The sequence below is a fragment of the Mesorhizobium sp. P2_D6 genome (genome assembly GCF_056404315.1).
Genome location: NZ_JBFUEG010000012.1, coordinates 141,476 through 165,148, shown reverse-complemented (window position 1 = coordinate 165,148; position 23,673 = coordinate 141,476). Strand labels below are relative to the sequence as shown.

At 62.8% G+C, this 23,673-nt stretch carries 23 protein-coding genes and 1 pseudogene; 11 read left to right on the top strand and 13 right to left on the bottom strand.

Translation table 11 applies throughout. The annotated features are described in order from the left end of the window. Positions 1-173, bottom strand: a pseudogene (locus AC1D1L_RS23905) (IS5/IS1182 family transposase); the annotation flags it as partial. Between the two features lie 253 nt (positions 174-426). After that, on the bottom strand, positions 427-2,031 hold the full coding sequence (locus AC1D1L_RS23900; RefSeq protein WP_477343899.1) for an ABC transporter substrate-binding protein: 1,605 nt from the start codon (positions 2,029-2,031) through the stop codon (positions 427-429). A 373-nt stretch (positions 2,032-2,404) separates the two neighbouring features. Between AC1D1L_RS23900 and AC1D1L_RS23895 the strand changes: the two genes are divergently transcribed. After that, a complete protein-coding gene (locus tag AC1D1L_RS23895) occupies positions 2,405-3,595 on the top strand; it encodes a M24 family metallopeptidase (protein WP_477343898.1) in 1,191 nt (396 codons plus the stop codon). Between the two features lie 175 nt (positions 3,596-3,770). Here AC1D1L_RS23895 and AC1D1L_RS23890 read toward each other — a convergent pair whose 3' ends face one another. Genes AC1D1L_RS23890 through AC1D1L_RS23880 form a run of 3 tightly spaced genes read right to left on the bottom strand, consistent with a single transcriptional unit; the run spans position 3,771 to position 6,249 of the window. After that, positions 3,771-4,190 carry a cupin domain-containing protein gene (locus AC1D1L_RS23890; RefSeq protein ID WP_477343896.1) on the bottom strand — a complete coding sequence of 140 codons (420 nt, stop codon included), beginning with the start codon at positions 4,188-4,190 and terminating at the stop codon, positions 3,771-3,773. Positions 4,191-4,193: 3 nt separating this feature from the next. Next, positions 4,194-5,042, bottom strand: a complete 849-nt coding sequence (locus AC1D1L_RS23885) for a phosphoenolpyruvate hydrolase family protein (protein ID WP_477343895.1) — start codon at positions 5,040-5,042, stop codon at positions 4,194-4,196. 10 nt (positions 5,043-5,052) lie between these two features. Beyond that, positions 5,053-6,249: a Tm-1-like ATP-binding domain-containing protein gene (locus AC1D1L_RS23880; protein WP_477343894.1), complete on the bottom strand. Its 1,197-nt coding sequence runs from the start codon at positions 6,247-6,249 to the stop codon at positions 5,053-5,055. 113 nt (positions 6,250-6,362) lie between these two features. Here AC1D1L_RS23880 and AC1D1L_RS23875 point away from each other — a divergent pair, with 113 nt between their 5' ends. The 7 genes from AC1D1L_RS23875 (at position 6,363) to AC1D1L_RS23845 (ending at position 13,091) form a co-directional block, all read left to right on the top strand. Beyond that, positions 6,363-7,046, top strand: a complete 684-nt coding sequence (locus tag AC1D1L_RS23875; RefSeq protein ID WP_477343893.1) for a TetR/AcrR family transcriptional regulator — start codon at positions 6,363-6,365, stop codon at positions 7,044-7,046. A gap of 356 nt (positions 7,047-7,402) precedes the next feature. Beyond that, complete coding sequence (locus AC1D1L_RS23870; RefSeq protein ID WP_477343892.1) at positions 7,403-8,719, top strand: ABC transporter substrate-binding protein; 1,317 nt, start codon at positions 7,403-7,405, stop codon at positions 8,717-8,719. A 69-nt stretch (positions 8,720-8,788) separates the two neighbouring features. Continuing rightward, the gene (locus AC1D1L_RS23865) at positions 8,789-9,694 is read left to right on the top strand and encodes a carbohydrate ABC transporter permease (protein ID WP_477343891.1); all 906 of its coding nucleotides are present in this window, start codon (positions 8,789-8,791) and stop codon (positions 9,692-9,694) included. Between the two features lies 1 nt (position 9,695). After that, positions 9,696-10,655, top strand: coding sequence for a carbohydrate ABC transporter permease (locus tag AC1D1L_RS23860; RefSeq protein ID WP_477343890.1), 960 nt, complete (start codon positions 9,696-9,698; stop codon positions 10,653-10,655). Next, on the top strand, positions 10,652-10,888 hold the full coding sequence (locus AC1D1L_RS23855) for a hypothetical protein (RefSeq protein ID WP_477343889.1): 237 nt from the start codon (positions 10,652-10,654) through the stop codon (positions 10,886-10,888). Before AC1D1L_RS23860 ends, AC1D1L_RS23855 begins: the two co-directional genes overlap by 4 nt. After that, a complete protein-coding gene (locus tag AC1D1L_RS23850) occupies positions 10,885-11,988 on the top strand; it encodes an ABC transporter ATP-binding protein (protein WP_477343888.1) in 1,104 nt (367 codons plus the stop codon). The genes AC1D1L_RS23855 and AC1D1L_RS23850 overlap by 4 nt, the downstream gene beginning before the upstream one ends. Then, positions 11,988-13,091 carry an ABC transporter ATP-binding protein gene (locus AC1D1L_RS23845; RefSeq protein WP_477343886.1) on the top strand — a complete coding sequence of 368 codons (1,104 nt, stop codon included), beginning with the start codon at positions 11,988-11,990 and terminating at the stop codon, positions 13,089-13,091. Before AC1D1L_RS23850 ends, AC1D1L_RS23845 begins: the two co-directional genes overlap by 1 nt. 57 nt (positions 13,092-13,148) lie before the next feature. Here the strand turns inward: AC1D1L_RS23845 and AC1D1L_RS23840 are convergent, their stop codons facing one another. Further along, entirely contained in the window at positions 13,149-13,580 is a 432-nt protein-coding gene (locus AC1D1L_RS23840) for a DUF4437 domain-containing protein (protein ID WP_477343885.1), read from the bottom strand. Positions 13,581-13,709: 129 nt separating this feature from the next. Continuing rightward, positions 13,710-14,681: an AraC family transcriptional regulator gene (locus tag AC1D1L_RS23835; protein WP_477343884.1), complete on the bottom strand. Its 972-nt coding sequence runs from the start codon at positions 14,679-14,681 to the stop codon at positions 13,710-13,712. Positions 14,682-14,772: 91 nt separating this feature from the next. On the opposite strand from AC1D1L_RS23835, the gene AC1D1L_RS23830 reads away from it, so the two are divergent. Then, positions 14,773-15,987, top strand: a complete 1,215-nt coding sequence (locus tag AC1D1L_RS23830) for an MFS transporter (RefSeq protein WP_477343882.1) — start codon at positions 14,773-14,775, stop codon at positions 15,985-15,987. A gap of 84 nt (positions 15,988-16,071) precedes the next feature. Here AC1D1L_RS23830 and AC1D1L_RS23825 read toward each other — a convergent pair whose 3' ends face one another. Next, positions 16,072-16,419: a GFA family protein gene (locus AC1D1L_RS23825; protein ID WP_477343880.1), complete on the bottom strand. Its 348-nt coding sequence runs from the start codon at positions 16,417-16,419 to the stop codon at positions 16,072-16,074. Positions 16,420-16,550: 131 nt separating this feature from the next. Between AC1D1L_RS23825 and AC1D1L_RS23820 the strand changes: the two genes are divergently transcribed. Then, the gene (locus AC1D1L_RS23820) at positions 16,551-17,849 is read left to right on the top strand and encodes an amidase (RefSeq protein ID WP_477343879.1); all 1,299 of its coding nucleotides are present in this window, start codon (positions 16,551-16,553) and stop codon (positions 17,847-17,849) included. A gap of 6 nt (positions 17,850-17,855) precedes the next feature. Here AC1D1L_RS23820 and AC1D1L_RS23815 read toward each other — a convergent pair whose 3' ends face one another. From AC1D1L_RS23815 to AC1D1L_RS23795, 5 genes are all read right to left on the bottom strand, one after another. Then, positions 17,856-18,230 carry a hypothetical protein gene (locus AC1D1L_RS23815; protein WP_477343878.1) on the bottom strand — a complete coding sequence of 125 codons (375 nt, stop codon included), beginning with the start codon at positions 18,228-18,230 and terminating at the stop codon, positions 17,856-17,858. A gap of 42 nt (positions 18,231-18,272) precedes the next feature. Continuing rightward, positions 18,273-19,253 (bottom strand): NAD(P)-dependent oxidoreductase, encoded by a 981-nt coding sequence (locus tag AC1D1L_RS23810; protein WP_477343877.1) that lies wholly within the window; start codon positions 19,251-19,253, stop codon positions 18,273-18,275. Positions 19,254-19,341: 88 nt separating this feature from the next. Beyond that, entirely contained in the window at positions 19,342-20,058 is a 717-nt protein-coding gene (locus AC1D1L_RS23805; protein WP_477343876.1) for a FadR/GntR family transcriptional regulator, read from the bottom strand. 2 nt (positions 20,059-20,060) lie between these two features. Beyond that, on the bottom strand, positions 20,061-21,230 hold the full coding sequence (locus AC1D1L_RS23800) for a mandelate racemase/muconate lactonizing enzyme family protein (RefSeq protein ID WP_477343875.1): 1,170 nt from the start codon (positions 21,228-21,230) through the stop codon (positions 20,061-20,063). A 56-nt stretch (positions 21,231-21,286) separates the two neighbouring features. Further along, entirely contained in the window at positions 21,287-22,174 is an 888-nt protein-coding gene (locus tag AC1D1L_RS23795; protein WP_477343874.1) for a sugar phosphate isomerase/epimerase family protein, read from the bottom strand. 401 nt (positions 22,175-22,575) lie between these two features. On the opposite strand from AC1D1L_RS23795, the gene AC1D1L_RS23790 reads away from it, so the two are divergent. Then, complete coding sequence (locus AC1D1L_RS23790; protein WP_477343873.1) at positions 22,576-23,631, top strand: sugar phosphate isomerase/epimerase family protein; 1,056 nt, start codon at positions 22,576-22,578, stop codon at positions 23,629-23,631. The last annotated feature ends 42 nt before the right edge of the window (positions 23,632-23,673 follow it).

The following is a 23,673-nucleotide window of genomic DNA, read 5'->3' as shown; positions in this document are numbered from 1 at the left end:
GAATTGTACGCAGGCCGCCCTGGCCCCGCCGGCGAGCGCAGCCGCGCAAGGATCTTCTCGAAGCGATACCACTTCACCAGCGACGACAGCCGGTCCAGCCGACCACTCCGACCAAGACCCTGTGGCAGCAGAGCCTCCACAAAACTGAACTGACCGCTCGGCTTCGTCGTCATCGCAAAATCCCCGTTTCAAAAACAGGGAATCACATCCATCCAATTTTGCAACAGTCCCACAAGGGGGGAGATCAGCTGTCATCGCTGCCTTCGCCAATCTCCAACGTTGCAGGACTGAGCGGGCGGCAGAAACTGCCAATCTCCCCCCTCGTGGGGGAGATGTCCGGCAGGACAGAGGGGGGCGCGAAGGAACTCTCATCCCTGATGATGAGCACTCGCTCAAACGATGCGCAAGCATCGCGTGCGGATCGCGCTAGCCCGCCAGATACGTGTCCGCCCAGTTCGAAACCGCCCAGCGCGGATTGTTGGCGATATTCCCCACCGTGTCGCGCGCGACGCTGATAAAACTCCACTCCGCAACGTTGATCAGCGGCAGGTCGGCGGCCACCTCCTTCTGGAATTCCTTGTACAGATCGGTGCGCGCTGCGGTGTCGAGCGTTTCCGATGCCTTGGCGATCAGCGCATCGAGCGCATCGTTCTTGTAGCCGCCCTGGTTGGAGAACGGCACGCCGTCCGGAATCCCGCTCTGCACCAGGATGGTGGTCGAGATCGCCGGGTCGCCGCGGAACACTGGCGGGCCGACGGCGAGGTCGAAGGCGTGGTCGGTGTAGACGGCCTTGATGTGCGCGGGCGCATCGTTGTTGACGATCTCGGCGTCGATGCCGATGGCAGCTAGCGCCTGGCGCAGATAGTCGCCGAATTGTTTGGTCTCGTTGAAATAGGGCGCCGGCAGGAGTTTGAGCGCAAAGCGCTTGCCATCATCGGCTTTGGCGTAGCCGGCCTCGTCGAGCAGTGCGTTGGCCTTGGCGACGTCGAACGGATAGGTCGGCACGTCGGCGGTGTAGAATTGCGGATCGTTCTTCGGCACCGGGCCGGTGGCGGTCGCGGCATAGCCGAGGAACACCGTCTTGACGACGAAATCCCTGTCGATGGCATGCGCGATCGCCTGGCGCACCTTCACGTCGGCCAGTTCCTTGCGGCGATGGTTGATCTCGACGACCAGCTGGTAGGTTAGCCCCTCATAGCCCTTGGAGATGACCTTCAGGCCCGGCACTTTGGAGATGCGGTCGAGGTCGGCCAGTGGCACGGCGGAGAAGGCGGCAAGCTGGATCTCTTCGGCCTCGAGCGCGGACGCGGCCGAGGTGCGGTCGGGCAGCACCTGATAGATGATCTCGTCGAGATAGGGCTCGTCCTTGCCCCAGTAGTCCGCGTTCTTCGTGAGCTTGTAATACTGGCCGGCCTTGTACTCGCCGAACTTGAATGGGCCGGTACCGATCGGCGCGTTGTTGGCCGGGTTGTCCTCGATCTTGCCAACCTCGTAAATGTGCTTTGGCACCACGCTCGACAGCGCCGGCAAGGCGTTGCGGATGAGCTGGAACGGAGTCGGCTTGGCGAACTTGAATACGGCGGTGAAGTCGTCCGGGGTATCGACGCTGGCCAGATCCTTGAACACGGTGCGGCCGAGATTTTGCAGCGGCTTCCAGATCTGGAGCGCCGAGAAGGCGACGTCGGCCGACGTGAACGGCTTGCCGTCATGCCATTTGACGCCCTCGCGTAGCTTGAAGGTCACCGACAGCCCATCGGCGGCGCCTTCCCAGGAGAGAGCAAGGCGCGGCTCGAGCCCATCCTTGCCGTCAAACGAGGCTTCGGCCAGCGTCTCGACGATCTTGCTGGAGATGAAGAAAACGCCGTTGGAGGCGACGATCGCCGGATTGAGATTGCGCGGCTCGGAATCGGCGGCGAGCACGAGGCGGCCGCCCTTCTTCGGTGTCTGCGCCCAGCCCAATGTCGGCATGGCGGTGGAGGCCAGCAGCAGGGCCGCCCCCGAAAGCAGCGTGCGTCTAGAAATATCTGACATGATCGAACTCCGTCCTCTCCGCGACCCTGCCGGGTGCACCAATCCCCCTCGGATACCAGCGGGTCCGCCAGCCTCCTTGTAGCGCCGATTATGGGCCTTGTCCGGGGTTTCGCCAGAGACGGAATTGGCGCATCCTTGCTTGGCTTTGAAATTTTCGTCCGCTGGACCAGTTAGAAGAAGTGGCTCCATCCAACTATTCTGGTAGGACCAGATTGGCTGGGTAGCCGACGAATGATGATTTGCTGACTGGCCTGGTGACGCCATTTCCCTGTTTCTGGCTGGACCAGAGTGAGCAAAATGGTGCAGATTTGATCGACAGCCAAGGGATCGGGCGCAGCGCGACCGACGATCCCAAGCAATCAGGGAGAGAAAGATGAACATCGCCCCGGGCAAGAATGCCGTCAGCAATATCCCGTTCGACCAGGTACGGGTCGACCGGCTGATGGAAGAAGCCGGCATCGATGTGCTGCTGGCGACGTCCAAGCACAACACGCAATATCTGCTCGGCGGCTACAAGTTCATCTTCTTTGCCGCCATGGATGCGATCGGCCACAGCCGCTATCTGCCCGTTGTCGTCTACGAAAAGGGCGGGCCGGAGCATGCTGCCTATATCGGCAACCGTATGGAGGGTGCGGAACACCAGAACAATCCGTTCTGGACGCCGACGCTGCATGCCGCCTGCTGGGGCACGCTCGACGCCGCCAATCTTGCGGTGGAGCATATCGGCAAGATCGGCAAGGCCGGCGCGCGCATCGGCATCGAGCCGGCCTTCCTGCCATCGGACGCCTATGCGCTGATCCGCAAGGCGTTGCCGGACGCCAAGCTGATCGATGCGACCGACATGCTGGAGCGCATGCGCGCCATCAAGACCGATGCCGAGCTGGAAAAGTTGCGCATCGCTTCCGAGCTGATCACCGATTCCATGCTGGCGACCATCCAATGGGCGCGCGAAGGCACCACCAAGGCCGATATTATCGAGCATCTGCGGCGCGAGGAAACCAATCGCGGTGCGCATTTCGAATATTGCCTGCTGACGCTCGGCTCCAGCCACAATCGGGCGGCGTCACCGCAGGCGTGGAAGAAGGGCGAGGTGCTGTCGATCGATTCCGGCGGCAATTACCATGGCTATATTGGCGATCTCTGCCGCATGGGCATTCTCGGTGAACCCGATGCCGAACTGGAAGATCTGTTGGCCGAGGTCGAGACGGTGCAGCAGGCGGCCTTCTCCAAGGTCAAGGCAGGCACCATTGGCGGCGACATGATTTCGCATGCCGAGGGGGTGCTGAAGGCCTCCAAGGTTGCGCCCTATACGGATTTCTTCGCCCACGGCATGGGGCTGATCACGCATGAAGCGCCGTTCCTGATGACCAACCATCCGGTGACGTACGAAGGCACTTACGCCGCCAAGCCCCTGGAAAGGAACATGGTGCTGTCGGTGGAGACGACCATGCTCCACCCGACGCGAGGGTTCATCAAGCTGGAGGATACGCTGGCGGTGACGGATACGGGGTATGTGATGTTTGGTGATCGGGCCAGGGGGTGGAATAGGGGTGGGATTTCATAGGGCCGAAAGTAGGCGCCGCCCCTCATCCGCCTGCTGGCACCTTCTCCCCGTAGAGCGGGGAGAAGAGGGCAGCTTCGGCGATTTGCGAAATCGTTGATGACAGCGTCTTTCTCCCCGTCACTATACGGGGAGAAATGTCCGGCAGGACAATGAGGGGCGGCGCTGCCCTATAAGGTTATTTCCCACCCGCCGGAATCAGCCTGAAATCCGGCAGCTCCCGCAGCACCAGCTCCGGCCCGGCCGGCGAATAGACAACAAAGAGCTGCATCGGTCCGTCACCTGTGTTCAGCGTCGAATGAAAGCGGCTCTCAGGGACATAAACGGTGCATCCAGGGCCGACCTTGGCGACGACCGGGTTGCCGTTCTCGTCCTCGACCATCTGCTCGCCATTCCCCGAAATGACGAAGATGATCTCTTCCGCGCCGGGATGATTGTGGCGGGTGTGGCCCTTGCCTGAGGGCAGGTCGACGACGCCGCCGGAAAAGCGCGTCGCGCCATTCACTTCCGGAGCGACCGTCAGCGCCAGCTTGCCCCAGTCGAAGCCGAAGGCGCTGACGTCCTTCGGGTAGACAAACACCTTGCTCTTGTGGGTCATCTCTCATCCCTCCTTCTGGTCGTGCAGCGTGACGGCTTTGAAATCCGCCGTCTGTCTGGCGATCGCGGCTTCGGCCGGCAGCCGCTCCATCGAGCTTGCGCCATAGAAACCATGCAGGCCCTTGCAGCGGTCAAGGATGTAGCGGGCGTCGTCCGGCATTGAGATCGGTCCGCCGTGGCAAAGCAGGATGACATCCTTGCGCACCGAACGCGCGGCATTGGCGATGGCGTCGATCTCGACCACGCAGTCGTCGAGCGACTTCGCCGACGTCGCGCCGATCGAGCCGCCTGTCGTGACCCCCATATGGGCGACGATGATGTCGGCGCCGGCTTTTGTCATGGCGCGGGCCTCGTCGGGGTTGAAGACATAGGGCGTGGTCAGAAGGTCGAGCCTGTGCGCCTCGGCGATCATGTCGACCTCGAGCCCGAAGCCCATGCCGGTTTCCTCGAAGCTCTGCCGCATGCTGCCGTCGAACAGGCCGATGGTGGGGAAATTCTGCACGCCTGAAAAGCCCATCGTCTTCAACTCGGTGAGAAGCAGCGGCATGATGACGAAAGGATCGGTGCCGTTGACGCCGGCCAGCACCGGGGTCTTCTTGACCACCGGCAGCACCTCATAGGCCATTTCCTTGACGATCTCGTTGGCGTTGCCATAGGCAAGCAGACCGGCGGCGGAGCCGCGCCCGGCCATGCGGTAGCGGCCGGAATTGTAGATGATGATGAGGTCGATACCGCCGGCCTCCTCGGCCTTGGCCGACAGGCCGGTGCCGGCGCCGCCGCCGACGATCGGTACGCCGTCGGCGATCATCGCCTTGAACTTCTTCAGTATGTCCTTGCGCGGTATGGCGGCCATGTCTGGGCTCTCACTGTCTGGCGATGTCGAGGAAGGCCGCGGTTGCGGCCCTGGCAAATTGTGGATCGTTGATGTGCAGCGGCAGCCGCGTGACGCGGCGCGTGGCATTCGGCTGGATGGTTCGCTCGATGGCGTCGAACAGGATGGCGTCAGCTTGCGGATCGAAGAAGGCGCCGCCCTCAATGTCGAGCGCCGATACACCTTTTTCCGGGATCAGGAAATGCACCGGTCCCTCGCAACGGCTCAGCTTCTCGCCGATCCATTCGCCGATGCTGCGGCATTCGTCGGCTGTCGTGCGCATCAGCGTGACGTTGGGATTGTGCTCGTAAAACAGCCGGCCGCGATATTTCCCGGGAATGGTCGGTGGCGCCCAGAAATTGACCATGTCGAGCGCGCCGACAGAACCGACATAGGGGAGCTTGGTGCGAGCAACGGCGCCGAAGCGATCTTCCGTCGCCGGCAACACGCCGCCGAACAGCAGGTCGCAGACCTCCGTCGTGGTGATGTCGATGACGCCGGCGAGCAGGCCACTGTCGGCGAGCTTCTCCATCGAGCGGCCACCGGTGCCGGTGGCGTGGAAGACCATGCAGTCGTAGTTTGCCCGGAGCTGGTCGGCGATGGCCGTCACGCAAGGGGTAGTGACGCCGAACATGGTCAGCCCGAGCGCTGGTTTGCCGGTTGCAGCCGGCGCGGGTTTCGACGCCATGCCCGCGATGGCCTGCGCCGCATTGTGCAACACCGTGCGGGAGAGCCGGTTCAGTCCCGCCATATCGGTCACCGAGGGCATCATGATGATGTCGGAGACGTCGACATAGGGCGCTGTGTCGCCGGAGGCGAGCGTCGAGACCATGATCTTTGGGACGCCCAGCGGCAGTGCGCGCATGCCCGATGTGACGATCGAAGTGCCGCCGCCACCGCCAATGCCGATCACGCCGGATATGTCGTCGCGCGACAGGATGAAGCTGGTGAAGGCGGCGCCCATTCCTGCCACCGCGGTACCTCGGTCGTCGATGCCGAGCACGGCGCTAGCTCCGCCCGGGTGATGCGCGGCGACCTCGCTGGCTGGAATATCGACCGGCACGGTGGCGCCGCGCGTGCCGATGTCGACGCGGGCTACCGAACTGCCGGTGGCGGCAATCGTATCGGCCAGGAAGGCAAGTTCTTCGCCCTTGGTGTCGGCTGTGCCCACCACATAGATGCGTTTCATCGCGTTCTCCCGTCGCCGGCTGACCCCGCGTTGAGCCGCCCGCCGCTCACTTGCCCGGCCCTTCGTTGAACGAAGGCCATTGCAATTTTTTGAGACGCGCGTATCGTATTGATATGGATGTCTCACGTCAACAAGCTGCAGCAGGCGACGACGCCAAAGAGGCTGGCGAACGCGGCCCGCGCGCCCGCACGAGGCGGCTGATGCTGGAGACGGCGACGCGGCTGATGCAAGCGGGCGTCACGCCCTCGGTCAGCGAAGTCGCGGAGGCGGCTGAAGTCTCGCGCGCCACCGCTTATCGCTATTTCCCGAGCCAGGCAGCCCTGGTGCATGCCGTGGTCGACGAGGGGCTCGGGCCGATCCTGACCTGGCAATCGGCTTCGAAAGATCCGCAACGCCGCGTTGCCGACTTGTTCGACACGGCCATGCCACGCATCGAGGCTTTCGAGGCAACCTTCAAGGCGGCGCTGAAACTGTCGCTCGACCAGTGGGCGCAGCGCCAGGCAGGCACGCTGGGGGGCGAGCCGCAGTTCACACGCGGTCATCGCGTCCAGCTGCTGAAGGATGCAATTGCGCCGCTCAAGGGGCAGCTGCCGCCGCGCGAATTCAAGCGCCTGGCGCAGGCGCTGTCGATGATGTTCGGCGTCGAAGTGCTGATCGTGCTGAAGGACATATGGGGGCTCGACAGCCGCGGCATGCGGTCGGTCGCGCAATGGGCGGCGTGCGCCCTGGTACGCACGGCAATGGCGGAATCGATGACAGAGGCTGATGCGGTTCGGTCGGCGGCAGCGGCGAAATAGCGCCAATCTGGTTCGACCAGATTTGCGCAACTACTACTGATGTTAACCTGGATGTGGGTACCGCAACAAGGCTCTCCTATATCAAGGAGTAGGAAAATTAAGGTAAAACAGTCAGATACATGAGAAATCCGGTTATGCAAGCTCCGGCTGTGGTCCAAGAAAGAGCTTGACGGCTATCCAAAATTGGTAATACCAGATCAGGACAGAAAAAGCGGATCGAAAGTGAGAGCTGCGGTCCATTTTCCGGCAAAGCGGAGGCTTGGAACCGGAAAGGCGCGATCTCGGGAGGAACTACCAGGCCGGCCCCGTTGCCGGCTCGCATGATACGGTAGAATGCGCACAAGGGAGGAAACATTATGCGCAAGACAATGACCAGCCTGCTTGCTGGTATCGGCTTAGTGCTTGCCTGCGGAACGTCTGTTTACGCGCAGGATAAATCGCTCACCATCTTCTGGGCGGAATGGGATCCGGCCAATTACCTGCAGGAACTCGGCAACGAGTACGAGAAGGAAACCGGCGTCAAGATCACGGTGGAAACCACGCCATGGTCCGACTTCCAGACCAAGGCCTTCACCGAGTTCAACGCCCATGGCGACGCCTACGATATGGTCGTCGGCGACTCGCAATGGCTCGGCGCCGGCTCCACCGGCGGCCACTATGTCGACCTGACCGACTTCTTCAACAAGCACAAGGTTGGCGAAGTGATGGCGCCGGCGACGGTGAAATACTACGCCGAGTATCCAGGTGGCAGCAGCAAGTACTGGGCCATACCGCTTGAAGGCGACGCCGTCGGCTGGTCCTATCGCAAGGACTGGTTCGAGGACCCGAAGGAAAAGGAAGCCTTCAAGGCCAAGTACGGCTACGATCTTGACGTGCCGAAGGATTTCAAGGCGCTGCGCGACATCGCCGAATTCTTCTACCGGCCGGATCAGAAGAAATACGGCATCGCCATCTACACCGACAATTCCTATGACGCGATGGCGATGGGCTTCGAGAACGCGCTGTTCTCCTACGGCGGCGAACTGGGCGACTACAAGACCTACAAGGTTGACGGCATCGTCAACTCCGACAAGGCCATAGCGGCGCTCGACGCCTACAAGGAGCTCTACAAGTTCACGCCTCCGGGCTGGGCCAAGTCGTTCTTCGTCGAGGACAACCAGGCGATCACTGAAAACCTGGCCGCGATGAGCATGAACTACTTCGCGTTCTTCCCCTCGCTGATCAACGAGGCGTCGAACCCGAACGCCAAGAACACCGGCTTCTTCGCAAATCCTCCCGGCCCCGACGGCGACCAGTTCGCAGCGCTCGGCGGTCAGGGCATCTCCATCGTTTCCTACTCCAAGAAGCAGGAAGAGGCGACGAAGTTCCTTGAATGGTTCATCAAGGACGAGACCCAGAAGAAGTGGGCAGCACTCGGCGGCTACACCTGCAGCGCCGCCGTGCTCAAATCGCCTGAATTCCAGAACGCCACGCCGTATAACAAGGCCTTCTACGAGACCATGTTCAAGGTGAAGGACTTCTGGGCAGTGCCGGAATATGCCGAACTGCTGCAGCAGCTCAACCAGCGCGTCTATCCCTACATGATTGGCGGCGAAGGCACCGCCAAGGAAACGCTGGACGCACTTGCAGCCGACTGGAACGCGACGTTCAAGAAGTACGGCCGCGTCCAATAAGCAGCATTTCTCGCGGAGGAGGCATCCGTGCCTCCTCCGTTCTTTTTTTCCGAAACGGGAGCAGGGGTCTTGGCGACCACGATGATCACCACGCTGGACAGGTCCTCGCGAGCCGCCGCACGCGGCCTCAGCGACATGTCGATCCGCAATCTCTTCATCATTCCGACGATCCTGTTCCTGATCGTCTTCAACATTTTCCCGCTGATCTATTCGCTGGGTTACTCCTTCACCGATTTCCGCGCCTCGACCAATGCGCCGGCCAATTTCGTCGGGCTGCAGAATTATCGCGACCTGCTCAACGATCCCTATGTCTGGTCGAATTTCGCCATCACCGCCAAATACGTCATTGTCTCGGTCACCGGCCAGCTGCTGGTCGGCTTCGGCGTGGCGATGCTGCTCAACCGGGATATCCCGCTCAAGGGCCTTATCACCACGCTGCTGCTGCTGCCGATGATGCTGTCGATGGCTGTTGTCGGCCTGTTCTGGAAGCTGCTCTACGACCCATCATGGGGCGTCATCAACTATGCGCTCGGGCTTGGCAATTTCGAGTGGCTGGCAGATCCCAAGATGGCACTCTACGCCGTAGCGCTGACCGACATCTGGATGTGGTCGCCCTTCGTCATGCTGTTGTCGCTGGCCGGTCTGTCGGCCGTGCCGAAGCATCTCTACGAGGCCGCCGCGATCGACCGCGCCGGGCCGTTCTACACCTTCTTCCGCATCACCCTGCCGCTGGTCGCGCCGATCCTGATGATCGCCGTCATCTTCCGCACCATGGAAGCGTTCAAGACCTTCGACCTCGCCTACATCCTGACCAGCCAGCCGACGGCCGAGCTAATCTCGATCCGCCTCTACAAGATGGCGTTCCAGGAATGGCAGACCGGACGCTCCTGCGCCATGGCCTACATCGTGCTGCTCATGGTGTTGGCGATCACCAACATCTACGTGAAGTATCTGAACAAAGTGAAGGAGCGCTAAGATGGCAGCTGTGCGCACTTCTTCCGAGGTCGCCTTCAACCGCGCCGCAATCGTCGTTGTGCTGGTGGTGACGATCATCTTCCTGGCCCCGATCTACTGGATAGCCTCGACGGCGTTCAAGCCGCGCAATCTCGCCACCACGATCCCGCCGACGGTGGTGTTCCAGCCGGAGATATCGCCCTTCGTCAAGCTGTTCACCAAGCGCTCGCAGCTGCGCAGCCCGCCATCGCCGGAAGAGTATGCTGCGGCGCCCTGGTGGGAGCGCGTCGTCTTCGACGGCGGCGAAAAGATCGTGCGCGACGGCAAGGGCGACGTGCAGTGGTCCGGCTATCCGAACCGCTTCCTGAATTCGCTGATCGTCGCCATCACGTCGACGGTGCTCGCGGTCGGCATGGGCACCTTCACCGCCTATGGCTTCTCGCGCTTCAAGGTGAAGGGGGAGGCGGACCTGCTCTTCTTCATCCTGTCGACACGCATGCTGCCGCCGGTGGTCGTCGCCATTCCGATGTTCCTGATGTACCGCGCGGTCGGCCTCAACGATTCCCATATCGGCCTGATCATCCTCTACACCGCGTTCAACCTGTCCTTCTCGGTCTGGCTGATGAAAGGCTTCATGGACGAGATTCCGAAGGAGTATGAGGAAGCAGCCCTGGTCGACGGGTACACGCGCATGGAGGCCTTCTTCAAGATCGTGCTGCCCGAGGCCGCGACCGGCATCGCCGCCACGGCCGTGTTCTGCTTCATCACGGCGTGGAATGAATATGCCTTCGCGCTGATCATGACCAACCGCCGCGCCCAGACGGCACCGCCCTTCATTCCCAGCCAGGTCGGCGCCGGCCTGCCGGACTGGACGGTGATCGCCGCCGGAACGTTCCTGTTCCTGCTGCCGGTCGCAATCTTCACCTTCCTGCTTCGCAACCATTTGCTGCGCGGCATGTCCTTCGGAGCGATCCGCAAATGAGCTTTCGCGCCATCAACCAGAAATATCTCGAACCGGGCTCGCAGATCCTGATGGTGCTCGGCATCATCGCGCTCTGCCAGCCCTGGAACATGCTGCTGCATAGCTATGGCGTGACCATCATTCTGATCGGCCTGATCGGCTTCAACATCACCTCGAAGATCGCGCCGGAAGAGGAAGCCGGCACAGGCCATGGCGCGGACGCGCCGGCGCGAAATCCGGGAGCACCGCATTGACCCAGATCGAGCTTCGCGGCGTCCAGAAATTCTTCGGCGCCGTCCAGGTCATCAAGGACCTCAATCTCAAGATCGACGACAATGAGTTCATCGTGCTGCTCGGCCAGTCCGGCTGCGGCAAGACGACGACGCTGCGCGCCATTGCCGGGCTGGAGACGATCGATGGCGGCGATATCCTCATCGACGGCAAGCCGGTGCAGCATCTCAAGGCCGCCGACCGCGACATCGCCATGGTGTTCCAGTCGTTCTCGCTCTATCCGCATATGAGCGTCTACGAGAATGTTGCTTTCCCACTCAGGGCAACGCGCAAGAGCAAGGCCGAGATCGACCAGGAAGTGCGTTCGGTCGCCAAGACGCTGCAGATCACAGACCTGTTGGGCAAGAAGCCGTCGGCGCTGTCGGGCGGCGACATGCAGCGCGTCGCCATCGGCCGGGCGCTGGTGCGACGCCCGAAGGCGATGCTGATGGACGAACCGATCGGCGCGCTCGACGCCAAGCTGCGCGAGGAGATGCGGGCCGAGATCAAGCGGCTGCATATCAAGCAGGGCTCGACCACCATCTATGTCACGCACGACCAGATCGAGGCGATGAGCCTCGCCGACCGCATCGTCATCATGCATGAGGGCGTGCTGCAGCAGGTCGGCTCGCCGGACGAGGTCTATTCGCGGCCGGCCAATCTGTTCGTGGCGCAGTTCGTCGGCAGCCCGGTGATGAATGTCGCCGATGCGGCGGTCACTGAAACGGCTTCGTCGGCCTCGGTCACCGTCGGCGGCGCTGCCGCCGGTTTCGAATTCCCGCGCGCGCTTTTGTCCAAGCTCAATGGCCATGCCGGCGGCCAGCTGGCGCTTGGCATCCGGCCCGAAGGCGTGCTGGTGCGCCATGAAGCAGCGGAAGGTTTCCTGCCGGTCGAGACGCAGATCGTCGAGCCGCTCGGCTCGTTCGACATTGTCGACCTCAAGGTCGGCTCCAAGATGCTGCGCGCCCGCACCAAGAGCGGCTTCGTCGGCGGCCCCGGCGAAAAGGTCTTCGCCCGGATCGATCCGACGCAGGCGCATTTCTTCGACACGGCAAGCGGCAAGTCGCTTGGAGTGAGGCTCTGATGGCGCATATCCAGCTCAAGAATATCTCGAAGAGCTTCGGCAACCACACGGCGTTGACCGGGCTCAATCTCGAGATCGCCGATGGCGAGTTCTTCGTGCTGCTCGGCGAGACTGGAGCCGGCAAGACGACGACGCTGCGCATGGTCGCCGGCCTCGAAAAGCCGACGGAAGGCCAGGTGTTCATCGACGGCGTCGATGTCGCCGACTGGGGTGCGGCCGAGCGCGACGTGGCGCTGGTGCTGCAGCAATATTCGCTCTACCCGCGCTATACGGTGCGCGAGAACCTCGAATTCCCGCTGAAGCCGAAGATCCGCCGGCTGCCCGATGCCGAGATCAAGGACCGCGTTGCGCGGGCCGCCAAGACACTGCGGATCGAGCATCTTCTCGACCGCAAGACCGATCGCCTCTCAGGCGGCGAAATGCAGCGCGTTTCGATCGGCCGCGCCATCGTGCGCAAGCCGCGCGTGTTCCTGATGGACGAGCCGCTGTCGGCGCTCGACGCCAAGCTGCGCGAGGCGCTACGCACGGAACTGAAGAACCTGCAGATACAGCTCGGCGCCACCTTCCTGTTCGTCACCCATGACCAGATCGAGGCGATGTCGATGGGCGACAAGGTCGGCGTGTTGAACCACGGCCGCATCGTGCAGACCGGCACGCCGCACGAGATCTACAACAATCCGCGCGATACCTATGTGGCGAGCTTCGTCGGCTCGCCGCCGATGAACCTCATCGACGGCCGGCTGGTCAACAATCGCGCGGTGATGGCGCCGATGAATTTCGAGCTGCCGCTTTCAGGGGGAGCCAAGGGTTTTGGAGGGGCGAAAGCGGGCGCGGCGACCGAAGGGCGGCCGCTCGTCTTCGGCATCCGTCCGGAAGACGTCTATCTGGAAAGTGGTGCACCGGTCGAGGCGCGCGTCCACGATGTCGAGAACCATGGCGTGGAAAAGATCCTGACGCTGCGGGTCGGCGACACGACGCTACGCGCCACCGTGCCGGCCAGGACCGATGTGGCGATCGAGCAATCGGTGCGCTTCGCGTGGAATGCGGACAAGGTCGTGCTGTTCGACAAGGGCAGCGGCGTAAGCCTGCGCCACGCCAGCTAGGCTCTCCTGCAGACTTAAGCCGGCGCCAATCCGCTGGCGAAAATCTGCAGGCGCCTTCTATTTCTGGAAATAGGTCTCGTAGGGCGTGTCGTTGATCAGCAGGATCACGCACTCCGTCTCCGACAGGCAGGCGTCGTCATGCATCTCATTGGCCTTCTGGGTCCAGTAGGACCCCGGCGGCAGTTCGACCTTGCTCGCTTCGCCGCCCTCCATCTGCCAATGCGCCCACAATCCCTTGATGACCACCGCACGGTAGTCGGCGGTGTGCGCATGGACCGGTGCGCGCCAGTTGCCGGGAACCTTCAGCAATGTGCCGGCCGGGCCCTTGGCCCGCTCGCCCCACAGCGGCCCAAGGCGATGCGGCTGGTCCGGCACTTCCGCGACATAGGGGATCTTGTCGGCCGGGAGGTAGCTGTCCTCGAGGGCGAAGGCGCGTGCGGGAAAGACGAATAGAATGGCGAGCGCTAGAAACGCAGAACGACTGGACATGGTGGGTTCCTCCGCCTGCCAGACTATGGTGGTTGGGCTCGCGTGCAATGACATGCCGTCCAAAAGATTTGGCAATTTCTCCAGCCCCGCACAGGCTGGCGGGACATCCAGAATCTCAGGAGTGCCATCTCAGGGGTGGATGTCGCCGTCGCCGGTGTTGCGCAGATGGCTCGGCGCTACGCCCATCACCCGCTTGAAGGCGCGGCTGAAGGAAGCTTCCGAATCGTACCCCAGTTTCGCCGCCACCACCGACACTCTCAGGCCGTCGCGGGTGAGCCATTGCCGCGCCTGGTGCATGCGCACGCGCAGCACATATTTGGCCGGCGTTTCGCCGACGACGGTGGCAAAGCGCTGGGCGAAGGCGGAGCGCGAGGCGCCCATCAGCCTTGCCAGCGCCTCGACTGTCCAGTCGCGGTCGGGCTGCAGGTGAATGGCGGCGAGCACCTTGCCGACATCGGGATTGCGCACGGCGGCAATCCAGCCGGAGGCATCGCCGCAGCCATTCTCCACCCAGGAGCGGATGATGGTGGCGGCGAGCACGTCGGCAAGACGCGCCAGAATGCCGCCGGAGCCGACCCGGTCCATCGTCACTTCGCCCGCCATGGCATCGAGCAAATGCTGGATGCCCGGCGCGTTGGTCATGAGCTTATGCGCCTGCATCAGATTGGGCATCATGTCGAGCAGCGGGTGCGAACCGTCGAGGTTGAAATGCATGCTGCCGCAGAACAACAACGTCTTGCAGCCCTCGCAGCCGTTGGAGACGTCGTAGATGTTCTCGCATACCGGTTCGATCGAGTAGCGGCCGATCGGAACGGGCGGCACGCCTGGAGCGCTGGCCAGAATATGCTCGTCGCCGCGCGGGATCAGCAGCGCGTCGCCGACCGACAGTTCGATCCACTCCTTCGACGGCGAGAACAGCCAGCAGCTTTGCTGTCCAATGAAATGGAACCGCGCCGCTTTCTGCGCGGGAAAGGATACGGCCCAGGGCTCGCCAAGCACGCAGCGGCCATAGTCGACACCGTCGAGGCGCAAGCCGCGCAGCATGTCGGTCAGCGGATCGCCGGACGCTGGTAAAGCGGCTTTGGACGAATTGTAGTTCATTTCGGTGTTTCTAACATGGAAACTCCAGACCGTCACTCCCTATGTTGCAGTGCAGCCAAATGTTGCGCCGCAAACAGACCGGAGACTGACCATGGCCGAACCCGCGACGGGCGTCATCGACGCCACAGTTCTCAACCCCGCGGAAGCCGACGAACGAACCGAGCCTGTCTGGGGCGCCGTGGTCTCGCTGGCGCTTGGTGTGTTCGGCCTCGTTACAGCGGAATTCCTGCCCGCCAGCCTGCTGACGCCGATGGCTGCCGATCTCGGCGTCAGCGAAGGCGTGGCCGGGCAGGCGGTAACGGCGACCGCTGTTGTCGGCGCCATTGCGGCGCCCACCATGGCGATCATCACCAGGCGGATGGACCGCCGTCTGGTGATGTGGATGCTGTCGAGCTTCCTTATCGTCTCCAATCTTCTTGCGGCCTTTGCTTCGTCGCTGCCCATGCTGCTCATCGCCCGCGTCATACTCGGCGTGGCGCTCGGCGGCTTCTGGGCGATGTCGGCGGCCATGGCGCTGAGGCTGGTGCCGATGCGGCTGATGCCGCGCGCCATGTCGATCATCCTGACCGGCGTTTCGCTGGCCACCGTCACCGCCGCGCCGGTCGGCGCCTATGTCGGCGACATCTGGGGTTGGCGCACGGCGTTCATGATCGCGACCATCGTCGGCGGCCTGGCGCTGCTGGTGCAGCTGGTCACGATCCCGCGGCTGCCGCCCCTGGGCGTGGCGAGCTTCCGCACCTTGCTCGAAGTGCTGGAGCGGCCGTCGATCCGGGTGGCGCTGCTGGTCGTGCTGTTGGTCGCTTCCGGCCACTTCGCCGGCTTCACCTATGTGCGCCCGTTCCTTGAGAAGGTGCCGCTGCTGCACATCGAAACGATCTCGCTGGTGCTGCTCGCCTACGGCATTGGCGGCTTCTTCGGCAACATCGTCGGCGGCATCGTGGCCGAGCGCAGCCTGAAGGCGGCCGTGGCGCTGGCGCCGCTTCTGATCGCCCTGGCTGCGGCCTCAATGCTGGTCTTCGGCACTTCGCCGACGATAGCTGCCGCTTCGGTTGCGGCCTGGGGCTTTGCCTTCGGCGCGGTTCCGGTCGGGCTGCAGAGCTGGCTGGTGCGGGCGGCTCCCGACCAGGCCGAAAGCGCCGGCGGGCTGATGGTGTCGACCTTCCAGGTGGCGATTGCGCTGGGCGCTGTCTTCGGCGGCCTGCTGGTCGACAATGCCGGTGTGGCCAGCGCCCTCGCCTATTGCGGCGCTGCGACCTTGCTGGCGGCGATCCTGGTGTTCGCGCGCGGCCCGAAAAGCGCTGAGTAATCTAGCCCAAAAACCATCGCTGGCAGCGCCCCGAGGGCCATCGCGGTTTTCGGGCTGCTGTTGTGATGAAGCTATCGATAGGTTTCAGAACGAGCGGCCGTCGAAGTCAAAGATCGACAGGGAGGATGGGTCGATATCGGCGACGCAGTTGATGTTGATATAGGCCCTGCGTTCACTGCCTTCGCGAACATCCTCGGCAAAGGGATGGATGCCGCAGGTGCGGCAGAAGCGATGGGCCATCGCATGATTGCCGAATGTGTAGGTGCCGAGATCATCACCCCAGGCCAGCACGGTCAGGCTGGCATGCGGGATAGCGCATAGAAGCGCGCCCTTGCGCGAGCAGATCGAACAATTGCACCGCACGGCGCCGGTCAGCTCTGCCTTGAATTCGAACGCCACCTTGCCGCAGTGGCAGCTGCCTTTGTACAGCATCAGTCTCTTCCTATCGCTGGCAGGTGCAAAGGCACGCTGGCCGGGTTATCCCTTCCGCAGGCCCAACCGGCCGCTTGAACTCTCTGTGCTTGCTTTAAAGACGTTGCATCCTGGCGGAGTCCGACATCGACATGCAATCAATCCGCGATCATCTCGAAATCATCCTGTCACGTCTTGCCAATCGTGCGGCAGAAGAGAAGGTCTACACCAAGGTCTATGCCGAGGCCGCGCGGGCCGCGGCCAATGCCAGCGATGCCCGCAAACGGGCCGGCGTGAGCCTCGGGCCACTCGACGGCACCATTGTCTCGATCAAGGATCTGTTCGATGTCGCCGGCGAGCCGACCACAGCCGGTTCGCTGATGCTGAAGAGTGCAGCACCTCCCCTGTGGGACGCGGCAATCGTCAACCGGCTGCGGCAGGCCGGCGCTATCATCATCGGCAAGACCAACATGACCGAATTCGCCTTCACCGCGATCGGCGACAACCAGCACTACGGCACACCCGGCAATGCCGCCGACGCGAGCCGCATTCCCGGCGGCTCGTCCTCGGGCGCCGGCGTTTCCGTGGCCGAGGGCACATGCGACATCGCCATCGGCTCCGACACCGGCGGCTCGGTGCGCATCCCGGCATCGCTGAATGGCGTCGTCGGATTCAAGCCGACGGCGCGGCGCGTGCCGCTGACCGGCGCCTATCCCCTGTCCGCGACGCTGGATTCGATCGGGCCGCTCGCGCTGAGCGTCGCTGCCTGCGCGGTCGCCGACGCCGTCATGTCAGGGGACGAACTCCCGCCGCTGCATCTGCCGCTGTCACTTGCCGGCCTCCGCGTTGGCGTCCCGCGCGGTGTGCTGTTCGACGAGACGGAACCGGAGGTGGCGGCAGGCTTCGAGCGATGCTTGCGCGCGCTGGAGCAAAGCGGCGTGCGCGTCCTCGACTTGCCGATCGACGATCTGATTGCCGAGATGTGCACGGCAACCAAACGCGCCTCGATCGCGTCGATGGAAGGTGCCGAGGTTCATGCCGACTGGCTGTTCGTCGGAGCATCGGTTCCGGTGGACCCGCATGTCAGCGGACCGCTTTCGCGGGCACTCGCCATTCATGCCTCGGTCTATATCAGAACCATCCGCCGCCGCGGCGAACTCGCCGCTGCCATGGCCGAACGGCTGGCGTCGACCGACGTGCTCGCTTTGCCGACCGTGCCGATCGTCGCGCCCTCGATCGCCACAATGGCCAGCGACGAAGCGCTGCGCAACAAGGCCGAAGGCCTGCTGCTGCGCAACACGCAGGTCGCCAACCAGTTCGACCTCTGCGCGATCTCGCTGCCGATGCGTGATATGACGTTGCCGGCCGGGCTGATGCTGGTGGCGCGCAACGGCCATGACTATCATTTGCTGCGCATCGCGGCTGAGGTCGAAAGGCTGCTCGGGTCGTGACTGGCGTCAGCGCGCCGCGCAGCGCTTGCGCTCGGTTTTCCTGGAAGCGCGTTCGATGTTGGTAGCGACCAGCATCGGCGGATCGTTCGCCTCACCGCGATGCTGGATCGATCCTCGAACGACGAGCTTTCCTGCATGGAGCTTGTCCGAGAGGTCAGGTGCCGATCTGTCCAGTGGCGGCAATTCGGTGGTGTTGAGAGAAACGCCTTTAATGATCTTGCCGGTGGTCAGATCGAGCGCGTTGCCCGACGGGCAGGGCGCCATCATGCAGACGATCCCATTGCTGCAATAGACATAACTGCTGTCGGCCAGAGCGATCGACGGCAATACCGTGATCGAAGATGTGACGATAGCGAGGAGGGTGGGGCGAAGACTGGACATGGTTCAACGTCCCGGAGAATTGGGGCGAAAGCGCGATACGGTTCACGTGTCTGCCGGAAACCGCCTGCGGTAATGTTCGACCACGTCGGGATTGCGCAGATTGACCGGCAGCCGGTTAGCCAGCACCAGCAAGGTCTCGCCGGCAGCACCCACCCCCATGCGCATCATCGACTGCTCGGTAATGCCCGCCATATGCGGGGTGACGATGACATTGTCGAAACCAATATAGGGGTGATTTGCCGGCAGTGGCTGTGTGGCAAAGACATCGAGCGCGGCGCCGCCAATGCGGTCCTTGCGCAAGGCCTCGATCAGCGCGTCGTCATCGATCACAGGCCCGCGCGAAATGTTGATCAAAAGCGCATCCGGCTTCATGCGGGCGATGCGTTCGCGGTTGATCAGGCCGCGTGTTTCCGGCGTCAGCGGGCAGCACAACACGATGATGTCGCTCTGTTCGACCAGCGCGTCGATCGACAGGAAGCCGATCCTGTCGGGGGCCGGCTGCATGCTGCGCGTCGTCGCCACCACGTTGAGACCGAAGCCGTGCGCAGCGATATGGCCGACCGCCTGGCCGATGGCGCCGAAGCCGATAATGCCGATCGTCTTGCCGGCAAGCTCGCTGGCATGGCTGGCGTGGTCGCGGCCGGCATTCCAGCCCTTGGCGCGCAGGTCGCGGTCGACCGAGCGGAAGCGGCGAAGCAGGGCAAGGGCTGCGAACATCACATATTCGGCGACCGAGCGCGCATTGACCGCCGGCACATTGGCGACTAGCACGCCGGCCGCGGCGGCGGCCTCCATCGGCACCATGTCGAGGCCGGCGCCGTGACGGACTGCTGCCCGAAGCTTCGTTGCGTTTTCGAACAGCGCCGGCGGCAGCGGCGCGCGCACGATGATGACGTCGGCGTTCTTCGCTTCCGCGGTCAGCGTTTCGGCGTCAAGCGCGGAGGCGACGACGAGTTCGCCGGCACCGACCAGCATGGCGGAGGCACGCGGATGCAGCGTGTGCGTCGACAGGATTCTGGGCATGGGGCTCTCGTTCTTAGTCGCAATTCCCAAGGGAAAGCGCTGCGCGCTTTTCCCGGGAAAACCGTTTCACACTTTTCCTGGAATTGCTCTAGACCTTTTCGAGTGTGGCGTTTTTCTGCTCCATGCCCCGGCCCTCGATGATCCCCTTCCAGTAGCTTTCGGCGCCTTGCAGATGGGCGCTCATCAGCGCCTGGGCGAGATTGCCGTCGCGGCGCAGCAGCGCCTCGTAGATCTGGATGTGCTCGGCATGCGAGCGCACGCTACGCTCGGGGTCGTTGAAGTAGATCGGCAGGCGCAGCTCGCCCATCAGATAGTAGACGCTGCAGATATTGTGGAAGACGCCGTTCTTGGTTGCCCGCACGATCTCGAGATGGAATTCGCGGTCCTCCTTGGCGAGGCCTTCGCCGGCGGCGATACGCTCTTCGGACGCTTTCAGGATCTCGCGCAGGTGTTCGAAATTCTCTTCGGTGGCTCGCGAACAGGCGAGTTCGGCGGCCTTGATCTCGTGGATCTTGCGCAGCTCGACGGTCTCGTAAATCTGCACGGGATCGAGCGGCAGGCCAGCGCGTGCGAACAGCGCCAGTGCCTCGACGCTGGCCTGCCTGGTGTCGACATAGATGCCGGATTTGGCGCGACGCTCGACGATGCGCATGGCTTCGAGGATGGCCAGCGCCTCGCGGATCTGGCCGCGGCTGACGCTGAAATGCTCGGCCAGTTCGCGCTCCGAGGGCGTGCGGCCGGTCTCCTTGTCCGAATGGGAGAACAGATAGGCGGCGAGTTCGGCGAGAAGGTTCTTTTCTTTCATCGTCAACTGCGTTGCGCGTGCGCCTCCAGGAACCGCTCCGAAATGGTGAATCCCAGACCGGGCTTTTCAGGGATCGCTATCATACCGTCCTTTGCTTCGACAGTCTCTTCGATAAGATCATGGATCATCGGGTTGGCGCCGAGTGAGTATTCGACGGTGAAGCTAGCCGGCGAAGCAGCGCAGACATGCAGTCCGGCAAAGAAGCAGGGCGCGCCGGCCCACAGATGCGGCGCAAAGCGCAAATTGAAGGCGCTGGCGATGGTGCCGATCTTCATCGCTTCGCTGATGCCGCCGCAAAAGGCCGGATCGGGCTGGAAGATGTCGGCTGATTTCAGCACGGCGAGATCGCGGAAGGCATAGCGCGTCGCTTCGCTTTCGCCAGTGGCGATCGGGATCGAGCCCGAGGCGCGTACTTCTGCCATACCAGCCTTGTCGTCGGCGATGACCGGCTCCTCGAACCAGGCGAGATCGAGATCGGCGGCGAGGTGGATGAAGCGCTTGGCTTCGGCCACCGTATAGGTGCCGTGGGCATCGACCATCAGTTCGACATCGGGGCCGAGCGCCTGCCGGGCGGCACGGACACGGGCGGCGGAAATGTGCGGGGCGCCGTCCATGGCGCCGACGCGCATCTTCAGCGCCTTGAAGCCGCCCTTGGCGATGTACGATTTGAGTTGCTCGCCGATGGCGTCGGCGGCAGCCCAGCCGCCGGAGGCGTAGGCCTGCATGCGGTCGAGCTTGCGGCCGCCGATAAGCCGCCACACGGGCTGGCCCAGCGACTTGCCGAGAATGTCCCACAGCGCGATGTCGACGGCGCTGATCGCCGCTACGCTCATGCCGCGCCGCGCCAGTTGTGGCATGGCGTGGCCGGCATGCGCGGCTGTCTCGTGGCGCACACCGTTGTAGAGCATCTCCCAGATGATGCCGATGTCGGCGGGGTCGCGGCCAATCAGCTGCGGCCCGACCTCATGGTTCAGCATGTGGACCAGCGCACCATAGCTGCCGGCGCTGCCGGCGGCGTTCTTGCCTTCGCCCCAGCCGACCAGCCCGTCATCGGTCTCGATGCGCAGGATGGCGGCGTCGAAGGTCGTCACCTGGCCGAAGTCGCTGCGATGCTGCTTCGCGACTTCGATCGGTATGCGGACCCACCAGGCCTGGACGTTTCTGATGCGCATGGTCATCCCCGGCCCCGCCGCCGCCAGGCGGAAGGGCGCATTCCAAATCGGATCGGCTACTTGATCAGCGGCAATAGCGTTTCGGCGGTGATGCGCATCTGGTCGGTGTAGAATTTCTCCGTCAGCACGCTGGAGCCGTGATCCTGGATGAACTTCAACTGCTCCGGCGAGATGTCGACCGGGTGGCGCTCGACCATGTCGGGATAGGGCGCGGCCGGCGTGCGGTCGACAGGCGCGACGAACTCGTTGGTCAGCGCGCCGTCATAGCCGACTTCCTTCAGCGTCTGCACGATCCGTGGCCAGTCGATCTGGCCGAGGCCCGCGGCGAAGCGGTTGTTGTCGGCAACGTGGAAATCGAACAGGCGTTTGCCGACCTGGCGGATGGCGTCATGGACGTTAAATTCTTCCATGTGGATGTGATAGGCGTCGAGGCAGACGCCGCATTCGGGACTGACCGCATCGGCTAGGGCGAGGGCCTGGGCGCCGCGGTTGAACAGATAGGTTTCGAAGCGGTTGAGCGGCTCGACTGCAATCTTGACGCCGACCTTCTTGGCGTGGGTGAAGCACTCGCGGGTGGCGTCGACCACCCATTTCCATTCCTCTTCCTCGGTACCGTCCGGCACCACCTTGCCGACGGTGGCGGGCACCAGCGTGATGATCTCGCCGTCGAGCTCGCTGATCATGGTCAGCACGTCCTTGACGTACTGCACCGAGCGTTCGCGCTGACCCTGGTCCCTGGCGGCCAGGTTGCGTTCGCCAAGCATCAGCGTCACCGCACCCCAGCAGCGTATGCCGTGTTCTTTCAGCAGCGCGCGGGTCTCCTTGGTCTTGTATTGCTCGGGCTCGCCGGAAATCTCGATCGACTCGTAGCCGAATTTCTTGATGCGCTTCAGCGTCACCTCCAACGGCTCCGCGCGCATCCAGTTGTGCGTCGAAAGATGCATGGTCTATCCTTCCCAGAATTCGTCTGTGCCAGTTCGCCTGCGATGCGCCTCACTGAAGCGCGCCTCATGATTCCTCCCCAAGGCGCTCCAGCATTTTTACGCAAACTGGTTCGACCAATTGGGCCTGAATGGAGGTCTACAGCAATTTTTGTCACGCGGCAAGAACTGCCGCCGTGCGATCGCAAAATCCATTTACTGTATTGATTATGCTTGTATATGTTCCCTATTCCGGGGTGCGCCGGCTGCTGCTCTTGCGAGTCAAATGGCTTGACCCATTTTCGGTATTTGGTAATACCAGAATGGCAAGTCGAGAATGCACATCACAAAAGACCAAAGAGGCTGGCCCTGCTTTCATCAGGCGCTATGCTTGGTCCCTGGAAAAATGAATTGGGAGGATGCCGATGCCGTCGACAATGAAGGGTCCGGGGCTGTTTCTGGCGCAGTTCGCGGGCGATGCCGCGCCATTCAATTCGCTGGCGTCGATCACCAAATGGGCGGCCGGTCTCGGCTACAAGGGCGTGCAGATCCCGACCTGGGACGCACGCCTGTTCGACCTCAAGAAGGCGGCGTCTTCCAAGGCCTATTGCGATGAGGTGAAAGGCATCTGCGCTGACGCCGGCGTCGAGATCACCGAATTGTCGACGCATCTACAGGGGCAGTTGGTGGCGGTGCACCCTGCTTATGATGCGCAGATGGATGGCTTCGCGCCGGCCTCGGTGCACAACAATCCGAAGGCAAGGCAGAAATGGGCGGTCGAGCAGATGAAGTTCGGCGCCAAGGCATCGCGCAATCTCGGACTGAATGCTTCGGTGTCGTTCACCGGCTCTCTGGCTTTCCCTTACCTCTATCCCTTCCCGCAGCGGCCCGCCGGAATGATCGAGGAGGCCTTTGGCGAACTCGGCAAACGCTGGAAGCCGATCCTCGATGTCTATGAGGACAATGGCGTCGATGTCGGCTACGAAATTCACCCCTCTGAGGACGTGTTCGACGGCGCCACCTTCGAGATGTTCCTCGATGCGGTCGGCGGTCACAAACGCTGCAACATCAACTACGATCCGTCGCACTTCCTCTTGCAGCAGCTCGACTATCTCGAATTCATCGACATCTATCACGAGCGCATCAAGGCCTTCCACGTCAAGGACGCCGAGTTCAACCCGACTGGCCGGCAAGGCGTCTATTCCGGCTATCAGAGCTGGACCAACCGCGCCGGCCGCTTCCGCTCGCTCGGCGACGGGCAGGTGGATTTCGGCGGCATCTTTTCCAAGCTGACGCAGTACGATTATGATTCCTGGGCGGTGCTGGAATGGGAGTGCTGCCTGAAGCATCCGGAAGACGGCGCGGCCGAAGGGGCGCCCTTCATCCAGCACCACATCATCCGTGTGACGGAAAGGGCATTCGACGATTTTGCCAGCGGCACCACGGACAAGAAGCTGCTGCGCGCGATGATGGGAATCTAGCGCGATTTCCCCTCCCCCTTGAGGGGAGGGTGGCCCGAAGGG

Bases quoted from the DNA above. Each gene is read 5' to 3' on its own strand.
- AC1D1L_RS23855 (WP_477343889.1), top strand. From the start codon at position 10,652: ATGAGCTTTCGCGCCATCAACCAGAAATATCTCGAACCGGGCTCGCAG.
- AC1D1L_RS23845 (WP_477343886.1), top strand. From the start codon at position 11,988: ATGGCGCATATCCAGCTCAAGAATATCTCGAAGAGCTTCGGCAACCAC.
- AC1D1L_RS23835 (WP_477343884.1), bottom strand. From the start codon at position 14,681: ATGAACTACAATTCGTCCAAAGCCGCTTTACCAGCGTCCGGCGATCCG.
- AC1D1L_RS23880 (WP_477343894.1), bottom strand. From the start codon at position 6,249: ATGAAACGCATCTATGTGGTGGGCACAGCCGACACCAAGGGCGAAGAA.
- AC1D1L_RS23830 (WP_477343882.1), top strand. From the start codon at position 14,773: ATGGCCGAACCCGCGACGGGCGTCATCGACGCCACAGTTCTCAACCCC.
- AC1D1L_RS23885 (WP_477343895.1), bottom strand. From the start codon at position 5,042: ATGGCCGCCATACCGCGCAAGGACATACTGAAGAAGTTCAAGGCGATG.
- AC1D1L_RS23790 (WP_477343873.1), top strand. From the start codon at position 22,576: ATGCCGTCGACAATGAAGGGTCCGGGGCTGTTTCTGGCGCAGTTCGCG.
- AC1D1L_RS23800 (WP_477343875.1), bottom strand. From the start codon at position 21,230: ATGCGCATCAGAAACGTCCAGGCCTGGTGGGTCCGCATACCGATCGAA.
- AC1D1L_RS23860 (WP_477343890.1), top strand. From the start codon at position 9,696: ATGGCAGCTGTGCGCACTTCTTCCGAGGTCGCCTTCAACCGCGCCGCA.
- AC1D1L_RS23810 (WP_477343877.1), bottom strand. From the start codon at position 19,253: ATGCCCAGAATCCTGTCGACGCACACGCTGCATCCGCGTGCCTCCGCC.
- AC1D1L_RS23820 (WP_477343879.1), top strand. From the start codon at position 16,551: ATGCAATCAATCCGCGATCATCTCGAAATCATCCTGTCACGTCTTGCC.
- AC1D1L_RS23890 (WP_477343896.1), bottom strand. From the start codon at position 4,190: ATGACCCACAAGAGCAAGGTGTTTGTCTACCCGAAGGACGTCAGCGCC.
- AC1D1L_RS23900 (WP_477343899.1), bottom strand. From the start codon at position 2,031: ATGTCAGATATTTCTAGACGCACGCTGCTTTCGGGGGCGGCCCTGCTG.
- AC1D1L_RS23815 (WP_477343878.1), bottom strand. From the start codon at position 18,230: ATGTCCAGTCTTCGCCCCACCCTCCTCGCTATCGTCACATCTTCGATC.
- AC1D1L_RS23840 (WP_477343885.1), bottom strand. From the start codon at position 13,580: ATGTCCAGTCGTTCTGCGTTTCTAGCGCTCGCCATTCTATTCGTCTTT.
- AC1D1L_RS23805 (WP_477343876.1), bottom strand. From the start codon at position 20,058: ATGAAAGAAAAGAACCTTCTCGCCGAACTCGCCGCCTATCTGTTCTCC.
- AC1D1L_RS23870 (WP_477343892.1), top strand. From the start codon at position 7,403: ATGCGCAAGACAATGACCAGCCTGCTTGCTGGTATCGGCTTAGTGCTT.
- AC1D1L_RS23795 (WP_477343874.1), bottom strand. From the start codon at position 22,174: ATGCATCTTTCGACGCACAACTGGATGCGCGCGGAGCCGTTGGAGGTG.
- AC1D1L_RS23895 (WP_477343898.1), top strand. From the start codon at position 2,405: ATGAACATCGCCCCGGGCAAGAATGCCGTCAGCAATATCCCGTTCGAC.
- AC1D1L_RS23875 (WP_477343893.1), top strand. From the start codon at position 6,363: ATGGATGTCTCACGTCAACAAGCTGCAGCAGGCGACGACGCCAAAGAG.
- AC1D1L_RS23825 (WP_477343880.1), bottom strand. From the start codon at position 16,419: ATGCTGTACAAAGGCAGCTGCCACTGCGGCAAGGTGGCGTTCGAATTC.